This window comes from Phytopseudomonas straminea (genome assembly GCF_900112645.1).
GTDB lineage: Bacteria > Pseudomonadota > Gammaproteobacteria > Pseudomonadales > Pseudomonadaceae > Aquipseudomonas > Aquipseudomonas straminea.
The window spans coordinates 75271-93944 of sequence record NZ_FOMO01000001.1 but is presented as its reverse complement, the minus strand read 5'-3'; the positions used below and the strand labels follow the sequence as shown (position 1 = coordinate 93944).

At 61.1% G+C, this 18674-nt stretch carries 17 protein-coding genes and 3 tRNA genes; 6 read left to right on the top strand and 14 right to left on the bottom strand.

Annotated elements, in window-relative coordinates:
* Positions 1-117 precede the first annotated feature (117 nt).
* Complete coding sequence (locus BM279_RS00390) at positions 118-621, bottom strand: hypothetical protein (protein WP_093499920.1); 504 nt, start codon at positions 619-621, stop codon at positions 118-120.
* Between the two features lie 410 nt (positions 622-1031).
* Here BM279_RS00390 and BM279_RS00385 point away from each other — a divergent pair, with 410 nt between their 5' ends.
* Positions 1032-2195: an iron-containing alcohol dehydrogenase gene (locus tag BM279_RS00385; protein WP_093499918.1), complete on the top strand. Its 1164-nt coding sequence runs from the start codon at positions 1032-1034 to the stop codon at positions 2193-2195.
* 70 nt (positions 2196-2265) lie between these two features.
* On the top strand, positions 2266-2700 hold the full coding sequence (locus BM279_RS00380) for an acyl-CoA thioesterase (RefSeq protein ID WP_093501172.1): 435 nt from the start codon (positions 2266-2268) through the stop codon (positions 2698-2700).
* Positions 2701-2742: 42 nt separating this feature from the next.
* Here the strand turns inward: BM279_RS00380 and BM279_RS00375 are convergent, their stop codons facing one another.
* From BM279_RS00375 to BM279_RS00350, 6 genes are all read right to left on the bottom strand, one after another.
* Entirely contained in the window at positions 2743-3174 is a 432-nt protein-coding gene (locus tag BM279_RS00375; protein ID WP_093499916.1) for a glycine zipper domain-containing protein, read from the bottom strand.
* Positions 3175-3378: 204 nt separating this feature from the next.
* The gene (locus BM279_RS00370) at positions 3379-4098 is read right to left on the bottom strand and encodes a TorF family putative porin (protein ID WP_093499914.1); all 720 of its coding nucleotides are present in this window, start codon (positions 4096-4098) and stop codon (positions 3379-3381) included.
* Between the two features lie 305 nt (positions 4099-4403).
* Positions 4404-6725 (bottom strand): FdhF/YdeP family oxidoreductase, encoded by a 2322-nt coding sequence (locus BM279_RS00365; protein WP_093499912.1) that lies wholly within the window; start codon positions 6723-6725, stop codon positions 4404-4406.
* A complete protein-coding gene (fdhD, locus tag BM279_RS00360; RefSeq protein ID WP_167363075.1) occupies positions 6722-7555 on the bottom strand; it encodes a formate dehydrogenase accessory sulfurtransferase FdhD in 834 nt (277 codons plus the stop codon). The genes BM279_RS00365 and fdhD overlap by 4 nt, the downstream gene beginning before the upstream one ends.
* 165 nt (positions 7556-7720) lie before the next feature.
* On the bottom strand, positions 7721-8053 hold the full coding sequence (locus tag BM279_RS00355) for a PilZ domain-containing protein (RefSeq protein WP_093499908.1): 333 nt from the start codon (positions 8051-8053) through the stop codon (positions 7721-7723).
* A 9-nt stretch (positions 8054-8062) separates the two neighbouring features.
* Positions 8063-10315, bottom strand: a complete 2253-nt coding sequence (locus tag BM279_RS00350; RefSeq protein ID WP_093499906.1) for a DUF1631 domain-containing protein — start codon at positions 10313-10315, stop codon at positions 8063-8065.
* A 190-nt stretch (positions 10316-10505) separates the two neighbouring features.
* Between BM279_RS00350 and BM279_RS00345 the strand changes: the two genes are divergently transcribed.
* The 3 genes from BM279_RS00345 (at position 10506) to BM279_RS00335 (ending at position 10748) form a co-directional block, all read left to right on the top strand.
* Positions 10506-10581: transfer RNA gene (locus BM279_RS00345), tRNA-Asn, on the top strand.
* A gap of 9 nt (positions 10582-10590) precedes the next feature.
* Positions 10591-10667 (top strand) — tRNA-Pro (locus tag BM279_RS00340).
* 5 nt (positions 10668-10672) lie between these two features.
* Positions 10673-10748, top strand: a tRNA-Lys gene (locus tag BM279_RS00335).
* 378 nt (positions 10749-11126) lie between these two features.
* On the opposite strand, the gene BM279_RS00330 is transcribed toward BM279_RS00335, so the two are convergent.
* The 7 genes from BM279_RS00330 to pilB all read right to left on the bottom strand — a co-directional run bounded on the left by BM279_RS00330 (position 11127) and on the right by pilB (position 17955).
* Entirely contained in the window at positions 11127-12425 is a 1299-nt protein-coding gene (locus BM279_RS00330) for an NAD(P)/FAD-dependent oxidoreductase (RefSeq protein ID WP_093499904.1), read from the bottom strand.
* Positions 12426-12665: 240 nt separating this feature from the next.
* On the bottom strand, positions 12666-13193 hold the full coding sequence (locus BM279_RS00325; RefSeq protein WP_093499902.1) for an MOSC domain-containing protein: 528 nt from the start codon (positions 13191-13193) through the stop codon (positions 12666-12668).
* A gap of 35 nt (positions 13194-13228) precedes the next feature.
* On the bottom strand, positions 13229-13429 hold the full coding sequence (gene yacG, locus BM279_RS00320; RefSeq protein WP_070884463.1) for a DNA gyrase inhibitor YacG: 201 nt from the start codon (positions 13427-13429) through the stop codon (positions 13229-13231).
* Complete coding sequence (gene coaE / locus BM279_RS00315) at positions 13426-14034, bottom strand: dephospho-CoA kinase (RefSeq protein WP_093499899.1); 609 nt, start codon at positions 14032-14034, stop codon at positions 13426-13428. The genes yacG and coaE overlap by 4 nt, the downstream gene beginning before the upstream one ends.
* 115 nt (positions 14035-14149) lie before the next feature.
* On the bottom strand, positions 14150-15022 hold the full coding sequence (locus BM279_RS00310) for a prepilin peptidase (protein ID WP_093499897.1): 873 nt from the start codon (positions 15020-15022) through the stop codon (positions 14150-14152).
* A 3-nt stretch (positions 15023-15025) separates the two neighbouring features.
* Entirely contained in the window at positions 15026-16249 is a 1224-nt protein-coding gene (locus BM279_RS00305) for a type II secretion system F family protein (RefSeq protein WP_093499895.1), read from the bottom strand.
* 2 nt (positions 16250-16251) lie between these two features.
* A complete protein-coding gene (gene pilB / locus BM279_RS00300; RefSeq protein WP_093499893.1) occupies positions 16252-17955 on the bottom strand; it encodes a type IV-A pilus assembly ATPase PilB in 1704 nt (567 codons plus the stop codon).
* 260 nt (positions 17956-18215) lie between these two features.
* Between pilB and BM279_RS00295 the strand changes: the two genes are divergently transcribed.
* Entirely contained in the window at positions 18216-18659 is a 444-nt protein-coding gene (locus BM279_RS00295) for a pilin (protein ID WP_093499891.1), read from the top strand.
* Positions 18660-18674 lie beyond the last annotated feature (15 nt).

Genomic DNA, 18674 nt, shown 5'->3' with positions numbered 1-18674 from the left:
GCTAATCAGGGCGTTCACGTCACAATGAGCGCCCCGCTGCAAACCATTCATAAAAAACCAGCCCCCGACCAGGTCAAACAAATGATGTGATCGGGGGCTGGTTTTTTCAGGCGGTTATCAAGCTACCAGGCTGCGGCCGATAAGGTCCGGCGATGCGGTCTGGCGGTAGGTCGAAATTGCCTCGGCAGCGAGCCGTGGGCTGACCTGTGCGGTATTTGCCGCCGGTGGGGTTACTTCCGTCTGCACGCGCTGGCGGGCCAGGCTTTCGGCGGACAGTGGGTTGAGCACTTCCTGACGCTGCTCCTGAAGTGCCTCAAGCCGCTGTTCGCGTTGCTGCTCCTCGAGCGCTCGGGCTGCTTCCTGGCGCTCCTGACGCACCTGCAATGCGCGTTCCTCTGCCTCCTCCTGTTGGGCGATCCGCTCTTCACGGGCTTCGCTTAGCCGCTCCTGGCGCTCCTGATCCAGGCGTCGGCGCTCCAGCAGCTGTTCCTGAGCGTCGCTCAAGCGCTGCGCCGCGGCTGTTGCCCGGTCAATTGCACTGCTCTGCAGACCGTTGTTGGTATTGCCAAGTGGCCGATAGCTGTACTGGCCGATATTCATGCCGTCGATGGAAAGGGGCATGAGTCACCTCCGTCTTTCGCTTCGATGACTGAAGTCTAAATCGAGCCAGCGGCAGGCTTTAGGCGGATATGTCATAAGCTCAAGAACGGGATGGACTAGCACTTTTTACGGGGTAATTGTCGTCTTCGGAGACGATCTTCGTGCATATGCTGGAAAGCCGCGTGATTACTGGGCTGCACGATATCGCCTGAAGCAACCACATGGCAGGCGTGCTGACGCCCCTTGAGCCGAGCGCTTATCGGCGGCGGCCAACCAATCGACGAATGGCAGCTGCTGCGTGCTTTTCCGAGCAGATATGGGCGCACGGCCTACTATGAACAGAGGCCATGCCGGGACGCTGCGATGCGAGGGTGACAGGGGCACGGTCTTTCTTGCGCGCGACAGCGCGCCGCCAGAACGAGGACCGCGCCATGCAGCCATTCAGCTTTGCCACAGCCGCCCATCTCATCTGCGAACCCGGAGCCGTTCAGCGGCTCGTGCCGTTATGTCAGGCCTGGGGCGCGCGCTCCGTGGTGCTGGTGACCGACGCCGGCGTGGCCCGGCAGGATTTCTGCGAAGCGGTACGTAGCGCCTTCGCCAGGAGCGGGGTGGCGCTGCACGTATTCGATGGCGTGGTGGCACAGGCGCCGGAAACCGTGATCGACAAGGCCACGCAGTTCGCCCGGGAGATTCAGGCCAATCTGGTGATCGGCTTTGGCGGCGGCAGCTCGCTGGATGTGGCCAAACTGGTCGCCCAATTGGCCCACCCTGATTGTCGGCAAACGCTGAGTGATCTCTACGGCGTCGACAAGGTGGCGGGGCAGCGTCTGCCACTGATCCAGGTGCCGACCACCGCCGGTAGTGGTTCCGAAGTCACGCCCATCGCCGTGGTTACAACCAGGCATGCGACGCGGGTCGCGGTTGTTTCTGCGCGGCTGTTGCCGGATCTTGCTTTGCTCGATGCCGAGCTCACCCTGCAGCTGCCGGCGCCGGTCACTGCCGCCTGCGGCATGTTGGCCATGGGCCACGCGGTGGAGGCCTACACAGGCGCGCGGCGCAAGAACCCGTTGTCCGACATGCTCGCCCGTGAAGCCTTGAGCCTACTGGGCGCGAACCTGGACGAAGCGGTGCATAACGGCACCAATCTCGAGGCGCGACAAGCCATGCTGCTGGGCGCCTGCCTGGCCGGGCAGGCCTATGCCAATGCTCCGCTGGCGGCAGTGCATGCGCTGGCGTATCCACTGGGCGGGCATTGTCAGGTGCCCCATGGCGTCAGCGCGGCAGTGCTGCTGCCCCATGTATTGGGCTTCAACGCTTCGGTAGCTGCGCCGCTCTACGAGGAGCTGGCGCCCCTGCTGTTAGGCGAACGCCTGCGCGTTGGCGATGCCACGGACCATACCGAGCAGTTCATCATCGAACTGGCCGATCTCAGTGAGCGCAGTGGTTTGCCCGCACGGCTGCGCGATGTGGGCGTCGAGCAGGATTTGCTGCCGCGTCTGGCCACCGACGCCATGCTGCATGAGCGGCTGTTGGTCAACAATCCTCGACAAATGACACTGGCCCACGCGCTGGCCATCTATCAGGTCGCCTACTAACCGGGCGCAGTTGTCACTTCAGCAGGAGGCCGGCACCATGCCGGCTTCTTCTTTCTGCGAGGTGGCACCCATGCAACAGCCGCAGCACCTACGTGAGCACTATCGTCACTTTCAGCCGATCACCACGCGCTGGCACGACAACGACCTGTATGGCCACGTCAACAACGTCACCTACTACAGCTATTTCGATACGGCGGTGAACAGCTACCTGATCGAGGCCGGCGGCCTGGATATTCACCGTGGCGAGGTGGTGGGTTTCGTGGTGAGTTCGAGCTGCGACTATTTTGAGTCGATTGCCTTTCCCGAGCGCATCGAGGTCGGCCTTCGGGTCGGCAAGCTGGGCAACAGCTCGGTGCAGTACGAACTCGCGGTCTTTAGGGAGGGGCAGCAACAGGCCTGTGCAGCAGGGCGCTTCGTGCACGTATTCGTAGACCGTCAGAGCAACCAGCCAGTAGCGATTCCGCAGGGGTTGCGTCAAGCGATGCGGGTTTTGCTGGTGGCCTGAACCATCAAGGGCGCCGAAGCGCCCTTGATGGTGAAGTGATGATTAGCGGTGACGATGCTTGTGGTGACGTTTGTGGTGCTTCTTGCCATGGCGATGGCCGTCGCGATAGCGTGCTTCATGGCGGTTGCTGTCTGCCACCTCATTGGCCAGCGCGCCACCAGCTGCGCCGCCCAGACCTGCACCGATGGTCGATCCGGTGCTGCCGCCAAACTGGTTGCCCAGTACCGAGCCGCCGGCCGCGCCCAGGCCACCACCCAGCGCTGCTTCGGTCTTGTTGCGTGAACTGATGGCACCACCGGCGGCGCCACCCAGGCCTGCACCGATTGCAGCGCCTGTGCTGCCTCCCAGCTGCTGACCGACAATATTGCCCAGCGCGCCGCCAACCCCGCTGCCAATGGCAGTCTTGGTGGTATCGGCATAAGCCAGGGGAGAAATCATTGCACTGAAGGCCAGTGCGCTAAGGAATGTACGCATCGCGTAACCCTCGAAGATGACCCTTGCGGGCGTAGCCCATGGCATGGCCATGGTTCCAACGGCCATCGAACAGTGCCGATGACATCTCCTTAGAGCGGGCGCGCGTACGAAATTCCCTTGAGTGCTATTAAAGATACATGGATGAATGTATCAAGATGTGTTTAGGGTTCAGTTGCTTACGGAGGTTTTGGCCAGTCGAAGCGTCTAGAAAAGGGACCGCGACGCTTTGATCGAGAACCAGCCTTCGCACTCGGTGTTGTGGCCCGAATAGGCCGCGCAGGCGTCGCCGCTCAGGGTCGAGTCCGAATAGGAAAAGTCGAAGTCGATGCCTTTCCATGGGCGCGAAAGGCTCATTGACCAGTCATTGAACGAGCTGACTCGCCCGCCGCCGGCGATCTGCTTGGGTGTTTCGAGCAGGTGATTGCCGTAGCGTACGATCACCGACATGCCCAACAGCTTCACACGGCCAAGATCGGCCAACATCGTGCTGTTGAAGAGGTTCGGGTCATTGCTGAAGGAGAAGCCGAAGCGGCGCTTGTCGTACGTCAGGCCGGCGTACAGGTCCTGGCTGTCCAGATGGCTGTAGCCAGGGTGGCTGTAACGAATGGTGCCGACTTCATAACCGAGCGAGTCGACGAACTGCTGACGGTAGCCAACGTAGCTGTTGATCTCCATCTTGCTGCCCGGGCTGATGCCCAGGCTGGGCGACCACTGGCCCAGATACCAACCGCTCGGGTGGCTCAGGTCGAGCCCGCCATGAAAGGTGCCGCCGCTCTCGGGTTTGACCAGCCCTTGCGCCATGCTGCGGCTTGGCGTGGTGCCCAGCGTCAGTTCGTAGTCGCCCAATTCGCGCTCCATGAGCGCTGCCTGGGCGTTCAGGCTGAGCAGCACCGCCCCAAGCAGGACGGCAGATGAAAACCGCATGGTATTCCCTCCCGTTGCTGGCCAATGACGTTGATGCCGGGCGGCTCGGAGAGGCAGTCAATGGCACGGTTGTCACTCGTTTGGCAGAAACCCGAAGGGCCACATCGTGGCGTGGGCGCAACTACGCGCTTCGATTGAGCGCTTGTGGACACGTTAACCGAGGTGGATAACGGCAAAGGGACATCAGAGGGTAAGTTTCGTCGATAAGTGCCGCATTTCCGACGAACTGCAGCTTTTTCTCGGAAGGGAGCTAAGAGCTCTTCACCTCGGGCTGGTAGCCCGAGGTGAAGACGGTGTGGCCGCGTTTACAGAATGCGTGTGGTTTCCTGCGCAGCGTGCAGGCGGATGGCGACGAACTTCGAGGTCGGCGTGTGGCTACCAATGCCAACGCTCTGCAGCGGCACCAGCGGGTTGGCTTCCGGGTAGTAGGCAGCTGCCTGGCCGGCCGGAATATCGAAGGCCAGCAGGGTGAAGCCGACCACCTTGCGCTCGACGCCGTCGTCCCACAGTGAGGTGATGTCCACCTTCTGCCCATGCTTGTAACCCAGGCGGGTGAGATCGGCTTCGTTGACGAACAGCACGTCACGCTGGCCGCGAACGCCACGGTAACGGTCATCAAGGCCGTAGATGGTGGTGTTGTACTGGTCGTGGGAGCGCATGGTCTGCAGGATCAGGTCCGGTGTCTGACCACTGTTGCGCACCTGGGGTGGCAGCAGGTCGGCGAGCAGGGCGTTGGACTTGAAGTTGGCCTTGCCGGTGTTGGTTTTCCACTGACGTGCGCCGGCCGAGTTACCCAGGTAGAAACCGCCCGGATGTTGGACACGGGCATTGAAATCCTGGAAGCCGGGAATGGTGTCGGCGATCAGGTCACGGATGCGACTGTAGTCGGCGATCATCGCGTCCCAGTCGACCGGGTGATTGCCCAGGGTAGCCTTGGCGATGCCGGCGACGATGGCCGGCTCCGAACGCATCTCCTTGGACAGCGGCTCCAGCTGGCCGTAGGAGGCGTGGATCATGCTGAAGGAGTCTTCAACGGTGATCGCTTGCGGGCCGCTGGCCTGGATGTCGATGTCGGTACGGCCCAGGCAAGGCAGGATCAGCGCATCCTTGCCGGTGGTCAGGTGGCTGCGGTTGAGCTTGGTGCTGATCTGCACGGTCAGGTCGCAGTTCTGCAGCGCCTGGTGAGTGCGCGGGCTGTCCGGCGTGGCCTGGGCGAAGTTGCCGCCCAGGGCGATGAACACCTTGGCCTGGCCGTCGACCATGGCATTGATGGCTTCAACGGTGTTGTGGCCGTTGTCGCGGGGCACCTTGAACTGGAAGCGCTTCTCGATATTGTCGAGCAGCAGCACTGGCGGGCGATCGTTGATGCCCATGGTGCGGTCGCCCTGCACGTTGCTGTGACCGCGAACCGGGCACAGGCCGGCGCCGGGGCGGCCGAGGTTGCCGCGCAGCAATTGCAGGTTGACGATTTCCTGGATGGTGGCCACCGAGTGGACGTGCTGGGTGATGCCCATCGCCCAGCACATGATCACTTTCTCGGCGCGGCGGTACATCAGCGCTGCCTGCTCGATTTCCGCCAGGGTCAGGCCGGACTGCTCGACCAGCGACTCCCAGGAGGTTTCGTCGAGCACGGCGAGATAGGCATCGACGCCATCGGTGTGTTCGGCGATGAAGGCGTGGTCGAACACTGGTTTCTCGCCCTTGGCGACCGCCTCGCGCTCCCACTGCAGCAGGAACTTGGCGATACCGCGCAGCGCCGCCATGTCGCCACCCAGGGCTGGGCGGAAGAAGGCGGTATTGAGCGGCTCGGAGCCGTTGGTGAGCATTTCCAGGGCGTGCTGCGGGTGCTGGAAACGCTCCAGACCACGCTCCTTGAGTGGGTTGAAGGCGACGACCTGGGCGCCACGCTTGACCGCCTCACGCAGCGGCTCGAGCATGCGCGGGTGGTTGGTGCCCGGGTTCTGGCCAAGCACGAAGATGGCATCGGCGTGTTCGAAGTCGGCGAAGGTCACGCTGCCCTTGCCGATGCCGACGCTCTGGATCAGTGCGACGCCGCTGGCTTCGTGGCACATGTTCGAACAGTCGGGGAAGTTGTTGGTGCCATAGGCGCGCACGAACAGCTGATAGAGGAACGCCGCCTCGTTGCTGGCGCGGCCCGAGGTGTAGAACTCGGCCTGGTTGGGGGTCGCAAGGTTCTTCAGGTGCTTGGCGATCAGGCTGAAGGCGTCGTCCCAGGAGGTCGGCACGTAGCGGTCGGTGGCCGCGTCATAGCGCATCGGTTCGGTCAGACGGCCCTGATATTCCAGCCAGTAGTCGCTTTGCTCGCGCAACTGGCTGACGGAGTACTTGGCGAAGAACTTGGCGTCGACGCGGCGCTTGGTGGCTTCCCAGTTGACGGCCTTGGCGCCGTTCTCGCAGAACTTGATGCGGCCGTCTTCCGGCGAGTCGCCCCACGCGCAACCCGGGCAGTCGAAGCCGCCGTTCTGGTTGGTCTTGAGCAGCGCGCGCAGGTTCTTGAACGGCTGTTTGCTGTCCAGCCAGAACTGGGTGACGCTGATCAGCGCACCCCAACCGGCGGCAGCGCCTTTGTAGGGTTTGTAACGCGGGTTCACGGGTTGCAGGCTCATGGCTGTTCTTCTCTTGCAGGCGGAGCAGGGCTGTAGACCCGCGGCGCGCTGTGGTGGGGCAAATGAATCAGGTTGAGGTTGTGCCGGCGCGCCCATTGCACGGTCAGGGCGGTCGGTGCCGACAGGCTGACCAGATTGCCGATGCCGGCTCTGACCGCCTTGTGAATCAGTTCCAGGCTGCAGCGGCTGGTGACCACCGCAAAGCCCTGGCGTACATCGTGTTTCTCGCGCAGCAACGCGCCGATCAGCTTGTCCAGCGCGTTGTGCCGGCCTATGTCTTCTCGGCAGGCTTTGATTTCGCCGCTTGCGTCGACATATAGCGCGGCATGCAGCGCGCCGCTGCGGCGCGCCAAGTCCTGTGCGGCGGCGATGCGCTCGCGTAGATCGACTAGGTGCGCGGCGTCGGGTAGCTCGACTTTCTCCAGAGTGGCCAGCTGCGGCAACGCCTGGTCAAGCGCTTCCACGCCACACAGGCCGCAACCGCTGGTGCCGGCCAGTTGCCTGCGCTGCTGCTTCATCGCCCAGAAGGCGCGGCTGCTGATTTCCACTTCGGCGCTGATGGCCGGGCCGAGGTGGTGTAGGCGGATGTCATAAATATCGTCGATGGAGTCGACGACCGCGCTGCTCAGGCTGAACCCGGCAATGAAATCTTCGACCGCCGTAGGCGACACCATCATCACAGCATGGCTGATGCCGTTGTAGCTGATGGCCAGTGCGCTTTCCTGGGCCAGAACGGCAGAGCCCTGGTTTTCCGGGCTGCCAAGCTCGGCATAGGCATAACCTTGCGGCTGCTGGTCAGCAGCATCGTTATGACTGGAAATGGCGGACATCTCGGCTGACCGGGGCACGGCAAGCTCCCCTGCGGCGGATTGACACAGAGAAGCCTAGGCGTTTACTGGGCAAGCGTCTAATCGCTGTTGCCGATACTGTGATCGATGTCGTTTATCGGATGTGCGGAAAGCGCTCTATGGCGCCGTTCTGGCGATGTGGCGCGGTTAGCTGCAAGCCTGCAGCTGCTTGAGAAGCTTCTGCAGCTTCTGGGTATTGAGCGCGTCTATGTCGATGATGTGATAGCCCGCCCAGGACGGCTGGCCCGCCTCGCCTTCACGGCTCCATAGGCAGTCGGCGGTAAAGCACAGGTCGTCCACGTCATCGCCCACCAGGCGGCATTCGACCAAGATGTCGGGGGGCTGAGGCGCAGTGCTGCAGAGCATGAAGCCTTCGCTGGACAGATCAGCGATGCGGCCCAGGCAGGTTTCGCCGTGCTGCTCATAGAGCTCGAGCAGCGCGGCGGCCGTGTATCGAGGGTGTTGGCGACGATCATCCATGGAAGGCTCTCAGGTGGTTCGTCCGGTCAGTTGCTGGAGCACGCGATAGACGGCCTGTAGAGCGCGGTCGACCATCGGCGCCGCGCGTTCGGGCTTGCTGCGCCGCGCCGTGCCCTGCTGCAGTTCCTCGGCCAGTTGTTCCACCGATTTGACCGCAGCGCGCTGGCCGTTGCGGTCGACGAACATGCAGTTATGGGTGGTGGGGCTGTACCAGGAGAGCTTCAGGGTTTGCCGTTTGCCGCCCAGAATGAAGTCGAACCACGTGCCGAACTCAAGCTTTTCAAGTTGGCTGATCAGCCCCTGATCGGCTGGCTGGCGCTTGCGTGCCGTGGCGAGAAGCGCTGCCTCATCGTCGAGCATGGCTCCGAGGGCGTTGGGGCTTGGTAGACTGAGTTTGGAGGCCAGGTGCGGCTGACCGGCCTGGACGGCGTGCTGACAGGCCACCAGGTCCTGCAGCAGGCGGCGAATATCATCTTCGTGATAACCGCCGAGCAGCATCAGGCCATTGCGCAACTCATCGAGCATCTCAATGCGCAGGCGCTGCAGGCGATCACGTTGCGCGGCATCGAGCAGGGTGCCGCTCCACGCCAGGTTCTCGGCTGTTTCACTGGCGCGCTGCCATTCAGGGCTGCTGGCGCCATGGCGTAGCTGCACGAATACCAGCACGTCGATCCAGGTGCGCTCCAGAAATTGGCGGATTATCGGCGGCGGCGAGCGTCTGGCCAGTGCCTGGGCGATGGCCTTCGCGGCGTTATGGCGGGCGCCGAGCAGCTTGTCGCGGCCTTTGGCTGTCTCCACGGCGCGGCGCTCCTGAAGCTCCACCCGCTGCTTGATACCGCGGGTGAACTCGTCGAACTCACCGAGCAGTATCTCGAACAGGCGCAGGTCGCCACTGAACTGCTGAACCACCTGGCGCACCATCCACTGCACTTTGCTCAGCAGGCCGTAACTGTCCTCTTGGACGCCATAGAGTACGCCGGCCTGGGCCATGGCATTGATCAGCCGGCGGGCTGGATGGTGGGGCTGGCTGAATAGCGCGCGATCCAGTAGCGCCACTTTCAGGCAGGGCGTGTGCAGGTGGGAGAGGGCGACCTTATAGGGTTGCGGCAGGTTCTCGTCATCGAGGATGAAGTCGAAGATCATCCCGACCAGGTCGATGACATCGGTTTCATGGCTGCCGACACGGTGCTGCTGGGGCGCCTCGCTCTGGCTGGCGAGTTGGCGGTGAAGCTCGGTTTTCAGGTCAGTCACCTGCAGCGGACGATCCGGGTGTTGCATGAGGTCGGCGGCGGAGGCCTGTTGCAACCGATTGAGTGCGTCGAGCAGCTCGCCTGCCTCGTAGCTACGCCTGGCACCTGGCGGCGCAAAACTGGCCATGCTTGGCGAACCGTAGAGTGGGCCTATGGCGTGCTGCTGTTTGCGATATTCGGCGAGAAGGTGGTCGAGCCCTTCGGCTAACTGCGCGGCATCGCCGGGTGGGTTCGCCGCCAAGTCGACAGCTGCGGCCTGTGGCGTATTGGCTGCGGGGCTGCTTGCGGCAGGTGAAGGCGACTGCGGATTGCGCGCTGCCGAGAATTTGAGGTTGGGCAGCACGCCTGCTTCGATCAGTCGACTATTAAGGGCTTCATAGAGCGCGTCCAGCCCGTGCATCAGCTGTTTGTCGAACAGGCCGTAGAGCACCAGCTTGATTCGTAGCGGCAATTGGCTCGGTTGTAGTGCGGTCAGCAGAGCGTTGGCAATGCTCTTCGGGGAAAATGGATTGAGCTCGGCAGGTACGGGCTGGCCGTTGTTTAGCAACGCCAGGCGTTTGTCCAGCGCGAACAGCGCCTGAGCGCAACGCGTTTGAACTCGCTGCGCCATGTTGGTGACCTGCAGCGCTTCCTCGTAGGCTTCATTGTCGATCAGCGCCAGGTCTTCGGTCGGAACGTCCTTGGGCTGGCTGACCACCAGCTTGCCGTCGAGGAAGTCAGCGATGCCTTTGGAGATATTCAGGTGATAGTGGCGTTCGATCTGTGGCCGCAGCCTGCGCACTTCGCGCATGCTGTCGAAGAACATGGCCTGAACCTGATTGTTCTCCGCTTGCTCGGCGCATTGAAAGAGAGTGTCGTCGACCTGGGCAAAGGTGCGTGTCAGATGATCCGCCAGGTGATTGAGCACCAGCTTGCGGCAGCTCTGTCCCAACTCGCTGAAGCGCGGCTGGATGCCTCTGCTGGCCAGCGTGCTGGAGATGCCGGGGGATGGCGGCGTGCCTTGAGTGCTCATCTGAGATCCTGAATAAGGCCCGGTGCGGTGCATCAGGCTGTGCAGGTATGCCTCGAAGGTAAAGCAAATGACTACCCGTTCGCAAAGCATTGTCATAAAAGCAATTTAGGGGGTTGACAGCGGTTTGCGAAACCGTAAAATGGCGCGCCTCTGCAGCGGCAACGCAAACAGAGAAAAGAAAGAACATAGTTCCGCGATAGCTCAGTCGGTAGAGCAAATGACTGTTAATCATTGGGTCCCTGGTTCGAGTCCAGGTCGCGGAGCCAATCTTTCCTCGGGGTGTAGCGCAGTCCGGTAGCGCGCCTGCTTTGGGAGCAGGATGTCAGGAGTTCGAATCCCCTCACCCCGACCATATTTGGGTCGTTAGCTCAGTTGGTAGAGCAGTTGGCTTTTAACCAATTGGTCGTAGGTTCGAATCCTACACGACCCACCATTTCAAGCTCGGCTTGAGTAAAGAACCCGCCAAAAGGCGGGTTTTTTGCTTTCTGGGCTTTGGTTAGTTCAAGGGCCGCCCTTATTCGGCTTTGCGCGACAAGACGCTGGGTCTCACCCTCGCGGGCGGAAACAGCCAGCGTGGCCGAAGGAGTGGCACGCTTTTGTGGGAGCGCGCCATGCGCGCGAAATTGCGGGCGTGGCCCGCTCCCACAGGTTTGCAGCTGTAGGGTGGGCAACGCTCTTTTTGTCCACCATTGCGATAGTAAAGAAGATAGGCGATCGGCTCGCGCAGCAGACGCTTTCTTCAGCCCCCGCGGCTTTTGCAGAATGGTGAACGAATGAAGCGTCGTCCACCCTACGACAAGTGCGCTTCGAGTTAATGCAGCTTCAACCGCGGATCGGTACTACGGCCGATGCGGTCACTGAGCATCAGCAACAGTGTGCGGAAGGGGCCGTATAGCGCCATCTGGTGCATGCGATATAGCGAGACGTAGAACATCCGCGCCAACCAGCCTTCCAGTTTCACGCTTCCCATCAGGTTGCCCATCAGATTGCCGACCGCGCTGAAGCTCGACAGCGAGATGAGCGAGCCGTAATCCTTGTAGGTGTAGCTTGGCAGCGGTTGGTTCTGCAGGCGCAGCGTCAGTGACTTGACCAGCAGCGAAGCTTGCTGATGGGCTGCCTGGGCGCGTGGCGGTACGTTTCGCTCGCTACCATCGCCCATCGGGCAGGCCGCGCAGTCGCCAAAGGCGAAGATGTTCTCGTCACGCGTGGTCTGCAGTGTGCTGGTGACGACCAGCTGGTTGATGCGGTTGCTCTCAAGGCCATCCAGGTCCTTGAGAAAGGCCGGCGCGCGAATACCGGCCGCCCAGACCTTGAGGCTGGCAGGGATGGTTTCGCCGTTGGCCAGTACCAGTCCCTCGGCGGTGACCTCTTTCACCGCGGCCCCGGTCATGACGTTCACACCGAGTTTTTGCAGGGTCTTGTGTACGGGCGCGCTGATGCGCTCCGGCAGGGCGGGCAATACCCGCGGCCCGGCTTCGACCAGGCTAATACGCATGTTTTCAGGGCGGATGCGATCCAGGCCATAGGCCGCCAGTTCGCGTGCGGCGTGGTGCAGCTCGGCGGCCAGCTCAACGCCGGTGGCGCCGGCGCCGACGATGGCGACGCTGATCTGATCGTTATCGCCTTTGCCAGCGTGGGCGCGCAGGTAATGGCTGAGCATCTTGCGGTGGAAGCGTTCGGCCTGCTCGCGGGTGTCGAGGAAAATGCAGTGGTTGGCTGCCCCCTCGGTGCCGAAATCGTTGGTGGTGCTGCCCACCGAAATGACCAGCGTGTCGTAGGGCAGCTCGCGGGCGGGCACCAGTTCGCGGTTGTCTTCGTCCAGGGTGGCGGCCAGCTGAATGGTCTTGCGCTCGCGGTCCAGTCCGCTCATGCGCCCGAGCTGGAATTCGAAGTGGTTCCACTTGGCCTGGGCCACGTAGTTCAGCTCGTTCTCCGTGGAGTTCAGCGAGCCGGCGGCCACTTCGTGCAGCAGCGGTTTCCAGATATGGGTGAGGTTGGCATCGGCCAGGGTGATGTGTGCTTTACCGCGCTTACCGAGTTTCTGGCCGAGGCGGGTAGCCAACTCCAGGCCGCCGGCGCCGCCGCCGACAATGACGATTCGATGGGTCATGGTGAGTCTCACAAGGCTAGGAAATCGGTGGCGAGTCCGGGCGAGCGGTGCTCCAGCGCCAGGCGACTCATGTGCCAATCCACGCAGGCGGGTACCTGCGCGTCAGAAAACGGGTGGTGCTGCATCGAGGTCGCGTGCGCTGCATCTCATCGACAGAAAGTCGGCCGCCGGGGTTCAATTCGTCAGGCGGGTTGCATGCATTCTAACAGCGTGCTGCGCAGCGAGCGTGCGACGACATTCCTATTCGAAGTGTTCCAGCGGTTCGACCTCGAGCGTGTCGTTCAGGCGAATGATGCCGCTATTGATCACCCGTGCGGTGATCCCGCCATGGCCACGCACGGCCTGAAAGGTGCCGAGGCCCAGGCGCTGTTCCAGCTTGGCGCAGGGCTGGCACCAGCCAGTAGTTTCCAGGATCGCCTGGCCGATGCGAAAGCGCCGGCCCTTGAGGCTGAACAGGTTGATGCCGCTGACGGCGATATTGCGCCTGAGATCTTCGGGCTTTATTGCATGCTGGGCATCGCGACCGAGCAGGGCGCTGATCACGGCCAGGTGCTCCCATTGGATCAAGGTGACCTGGCGGGCATTGCGTGGGCCGGGCCTGGAATGATCGCCGGTCAGGCCCGCTTCACGGCGCGCCTCGACCGCATCGAGAATCAGCATGTCGCCGAGGCGCTCGGGGCGTACGCCGATCCAGCGCACCTGGCCCTGTTGCGGCACGGCAGCGATAAGTGCCTGGAGTGGGCTGGCTGGGTAGGCATCAGGCCTCAAGGTGTGGGTCCGCCGTCTCGATGGGTTAGGGCGGCTCAGTGCCGGCTGGGCGGCAGATCATCGGAGAACAGATCGTCCTCCAGCGGATTGCCAGGAATCGCGTGTTCTTCCGATGCCCAGGCACCCAGGTCGATCAGCTTGCAACGCTCGGAGCAGAACGGCCGGCTCGGGCTCTGCGGGCCCCATTCCACGGGCGCTGCGCAGGTTGGGCAGGCGACGAGAGTAGGTGTGGTCATGGTTGGCCTCCGTTCAAGGTCAGGTAAAAGGCATGCAAGCGTTCGACCTCCCGCTCGACCCAGGCCAGGTCGCGGTCGTTGACCAGGATGTCGTCGGCATGCCTCAGGCGTGTTTCGCGGCTGGCCTGGGCGGCCATGATGGCGCGCACCTGTTCGGCAGACAACCGATCACGCTGCATGGTGCGTTCGATCTGCAGCTTCTCGGGCACGTCGACCACCAGGATACGCTGGGTCAGTTTGTACTGACCGGATTCGATCAGCAGAGGCGAGACCATGATGGCGTAGGGCGACTTGGCATTGGCCAGAAACTGCGCGGTTTCTGCGGCGATCAACGGATGCAGCAATCTTTCCAGCCAACTCCGTTCGGCAGGCGCTTGGAAAATCAGCTCTCGCAGTGCCGAACGGTTCAATTGACCGTCGGCCTGCAGCACCTGTTCGCCGAAGTGCTCGGCTATGGCCGCCAGGGCAGGGCGGCCCGGTTCGACGACCCAGCGAGCGGCCTGATCGGCATCGACCACATCCACGCCCAGTGCGGCGAATTGCGCGGCCACGGCGCTTTTGCCACTGCCGATGCCGCCGGTGAGCCCGAGCGTCCAGGGTTTCATGGTCGTTGCCCCTCAGAAAATCAGGGGCGGATTGTAAGGGAGTCGGGCGTGTGTGGCGAATCAGTCTGCAGTAGCCTGGGTTGAGCGAAGCGATACCCGGGGGAGTTGGGACGCCTTAGTTGAAACCTGCGAATTGCAAGTAACCCGCGGTAATCTGCTTGCCCCACAGCAGCGCGATAAAGCCCGCAATGGCCAGGTAGGGGCCAAAGGGGATCGGCGTGCTGGTACTGGCGTCACGCAGGCGCAGCATGATCACCCCAAGCACGGCGCCGACCACTGAAGACAGCAGAATGGTCAGCGGCAGGATCTGCCAGCCGCCCCAGGCGCCGAGCATGGCCAGCAGCTTGAAGTCGCCATAACCCATACCCTCCTTGCCGGTCACCAGCTTGAACAGCCAGAACACCGACCACAGGCTCAGGTAGCCCGCAACGGCGCCCCACAAGGCGTCTTCCAGGCTGGTAAACAGCCCAAAGTTGTTGGCGATCAAACCCAGCCACAGCAGCGGCAATACCAGCGCGTCCGGCAGCAACTGGTGATCGGCATCGATCAGGCTCATCGCCAACAGACCCCAGGCCAGCACCAGCATGCCGGCTGCCTGCCAGCCAAAGCCGAAATGCCAGGCGACATAGGCCGAGAGCACGCCGCAGCTGAGCTCGACCAGCGGATAGCGCAGACTGATCTTTGCCTGGCAGCCAGAACACTTGCCACTCAGAAACAGATAGCTGATGACCGGGATGTTTTCCCAAGGGCGGATTTCATGCCCGCAATACGGGCAGCTGGAGTGAGGGAGTACCAGGTTGTAGGTTTCCCTTGCAGGCTCGGCGGGTAGCTCCAGTACTTCGCGTGCCTGAATGCGCCAGTCGCGAAACATCATCTTCGGCAGCCGGTGAATCACCACGTTGAGGAAGCTGCCGACCAGCAGGCCGACGATCAGCGCGCAGAAAACAAAGGCCGGCGTATTGCCGGCCAGGAAGTCGATTACGGTCATGGGTTAGACGACGTTGCCCAGTTGGAAGATTGGCAGGTACATGGCAATGATCAGGCCGCCGACCAGAACGCCGAGCACGGACATGATGAGGGGCTCCATCAGTGCGGTGAGGCCATCCACAGCGTTGTCTACTTCGGCTTCGTAGTAGCTAGCTACCTTGTCGAGCATGGTATCCAGCGCGCCGGACTCCTCGCCAATCGCCGTCATTTGAACGGCCATGGCTGGGAAGGCGTTGGTTGAGCGCATGGAAAAGTTCAACTGCATACCGCTTGTGACATCCTGCTTGACCTTGGCGACTGCATCGCGGAAAACCACGTTGCCTGTCGCCCCAGCCACAGAATCCAGCGCCTCCACCAGTGGTACGCCAGCGGCAAAAGTAGTGGATAGCGTACGCGCGTATCTTGCGACCGATGATTTGTAGACGATGTTGCCAATCACTGGGGCTTTGAGTACAGCTCGATCTAGGCTATTACGGAATTTCTCTGAACGTTGCTTGGCTTGTATTAATGCATAGCCTGCCGCAGCACCGCCCAGCAACACGATGTACCACCAATTCTGTAGTGTGTTGGAAATGCCAATCACAAAAACAGTGAATGCGGGAAGCTCGGCGCCAAAGCTGGAAAATACCGATTCGAACTGAGGAACTACCTTAATCAGCAGGATGCACGAGACGATAATCGCGACGGCTATAACCGCGATCGGATAGTTCATCGCTTTCTTGATCTTTGCTTTAAGTGCTTCTGTCTTTTCCTTGTAGGTAGCGACTCGGTCAAGCAGGGTTTCCAATGCGCCTGACTGCTCACCAGCATCTACCAAATTGCAGAAAAGGTTGTCGAAATATTCAGGTTTGGTACGCAGCGCTGCCGCAAAACTGTTGCCCGCCGCCACATGCTGCTTCAGCTCGTCTACCAGCTTGCGCATGGCGGGCTTTTCTACGCCGTCAGCAATGATGTCGAACGACTGCAGCAGCGGTACGCCGGCCTTCATCATGGTGGCCATCTGGCGGGCAAAAAGGGCGATATCCAGCGGCTTGATCTTCTTACCGGCGCCGCCCAGGCTCATGCCCTTTTTGCGTACCTTGGTCGGGTTGATGCCCTGCTTGCGCAACTGCGCCTTGACCAGCGCCGGGTTCTGGCCGCTGAGCTCGCCCTTGACGATGCTGCCCTTGCGATCTTTGCCTTCCCACACGAAGGTGCTGGTCTTGGGCGCTTTTGCTGCTGCTGCCATGGTTAATCCTTGGTCACGCGGTTGACTTCCTCAAGGCTGGTCACGCCTTGCATGGCCTTCACAAGGGCCGAGGTGCGCAGGTCGTTAAAGCCGTCTTTGCGCATTTGCGCGGCAATATCGATGGAATTGCCTTCCTCCATGATAATCCGCTGCAGGCTCGGCGTGTTTTTAACCACTTCATAAATACCGACACGGCCTTTGTAACCATTCTTGCAATTTTCACAGCCAGCCGGGCCGTAGATCTTGAAGCTACCGACCTTGTCTTCCGGGAAGCCTTCCTCCAGTAACACCTCTCGTGGAACATCTACTTCCTTCTTGCAGGACGCGCACAGCTTACGAGCCAGGCGCTGGGCGATGATCAGGTTCACCGAGGTGGCGATGTTGAACGAGGGCACGCCCATGTTGCGCAGGCGCGTGAGGGTCTCGGCGGCGCTGTTGGTGTGTAGGGTCGACATCACCATATGGCCGGTCTGCGCGGCCTTGATGGCGATGGAGGCGGTGTCCAGGTCGCGAATTTCGCCGACCATGATGATGTCCGGGTCCTGACGCAGGAAGGCGCGCAGCGCCTGAGTAAAGTCCATGCCCTGCTTGGGGTTGACGTTGACCTGGTTGATGCCTTCCAGGTTGATCTCCACCGGGTCTTCGGCCGTGGAGATATTCACATCCGGGGTGTTGAGAATGTTCAGGCCGGTATACAGGGATACTGTTTTGCCTGAGCCGGTCGGGCCGGTCACCAGAATCATGCCCTGGGGCTGCTTGAGGGCGTTGAGGTACAGCTCCTTCTGGTCTTCCTCATAACCCAGAGCGTCGATGCCCATCTGTGCGCTGGAAGAGTCGAGGATTCGCATCACGATTTTCTCGCCCCACAGAGTTGGCAGGGTGTTGATGCGGAAGTCGATGGATTTGCTCTTGGAAATCTTCATCTTGATGCGGCCATCCTGCGGCTTGCGCCGCTCGGAGATATCGAGACCGGCCATGACCTTCAGGCGTGCAGAGATGCGTGGGGCCAGCTGGATGGGCGGCCGCGCCGTCTCGTGCAGGATGCCGTCAGTACGAAAGCGTACGCGGTAAGTGCGCTCATAGGGCTCGAAGTGCAGGTCGGAAGAGCCGCCTTTGATGGCATCGAGCAGCATCTTGTTTACGAAGCGCACCACCGGGGCATCGTCGGCATCCTGGCCGCCGCCGTCGTTCTTTTTATCGTCATCGACCGATTCGGTTTCCAGGCCGTCGAGATCAACGTCTCCCATGTCCTCCAGGCCGGTATGGCCGGTATCGAAAAACTTCTCGATGGCGTCGCCAAGTTTGTCGTCCTCTACCAGCAGCGCTTCGGTAGAAAGCCCGGTGCTGAACTGAATATCGGTGACTACCTGGTGGTTGGAGGGGTCGGATATGCCCACGAACAGCTTGTTGCCTCGGCGCCACAGCGGCAGGGCGCGGTGCTGGCGCACCAGTTTTTCGCTGATGAGGTCTTTCGGCTGGCTCTCCTTGTCCAGAGCGTTAAGGTCGAAATAGGCAATGCCGAACTGATCCGCCGTCAGCTCCGCCAGCGCGCGGCTTTTTACCAGCTTGTTCTGAGCCAGATAATGAACAAGGGAGAGCTTGTTGCGTTTGGCTTGCACCTGCGCCTGTTGAGCGGCCTTCTCGTCCAGCAGCTCAGCCAGCACCACCTGCTTGGCCAGGCCGGAAAGGGGAATGTTCTCGCTCATGGGCACCTCAGCATCAATAGATGGGTGCGTTATAGCGTAGATGCCTGAGGCTGCCAAATTGCCGATGCCAAGGTGACGGAAAGTGTCACAAGGTGCGCATCAGTGTGCTTGGCGTATTGGTCATTGCTTCGACGGAAAGGGTGATTTTGTGAGGGTGTTGGCAGTAACTGTGGCCAAAGGCCGGGGCTCAAGAATTGGCACGGCTTCTGCTATGTCATCGCCAGGCTTGTCTGCCTGACACTTAATGACTGGAGAGTTACATGAAAGCTCAAATGCAAAAGGGTTTTACTCTTATCGAACTGATGATCGTTGTTGCAATCATCGGCATTCTGGCTGCCATCGCCATTCCTGCTTATCAGGATTACGTTGCTAAAACCCAGGTTACTACTGGCCTGGCCGACATCGCAGGCGCCAAGACCTCTTATGAGTCAGCGGTGAACGAAGGCAAGGCCGATACATTCTACACCGCGGCAAATATGGGGCTTGCCACTACTACTAACCGTTGCAGCAATATCTCTGTAGGAACTCCTGTTAGTGGCGCATCTACAACTGCTCTGACTTGCACTCTCAAAGGTAATCCTGCTATTCAGGGTGCGATCGTTCAAATGGGTCGTAACGCACAAGGTGTGTGGAGCTGTAACGTCGCCTCGCGTCCAAGCGGTTGGAAAGAGTCGTTCCTGCCAACCGGTTGCACTGCAAGCTGATTTCGGTTTTATAAA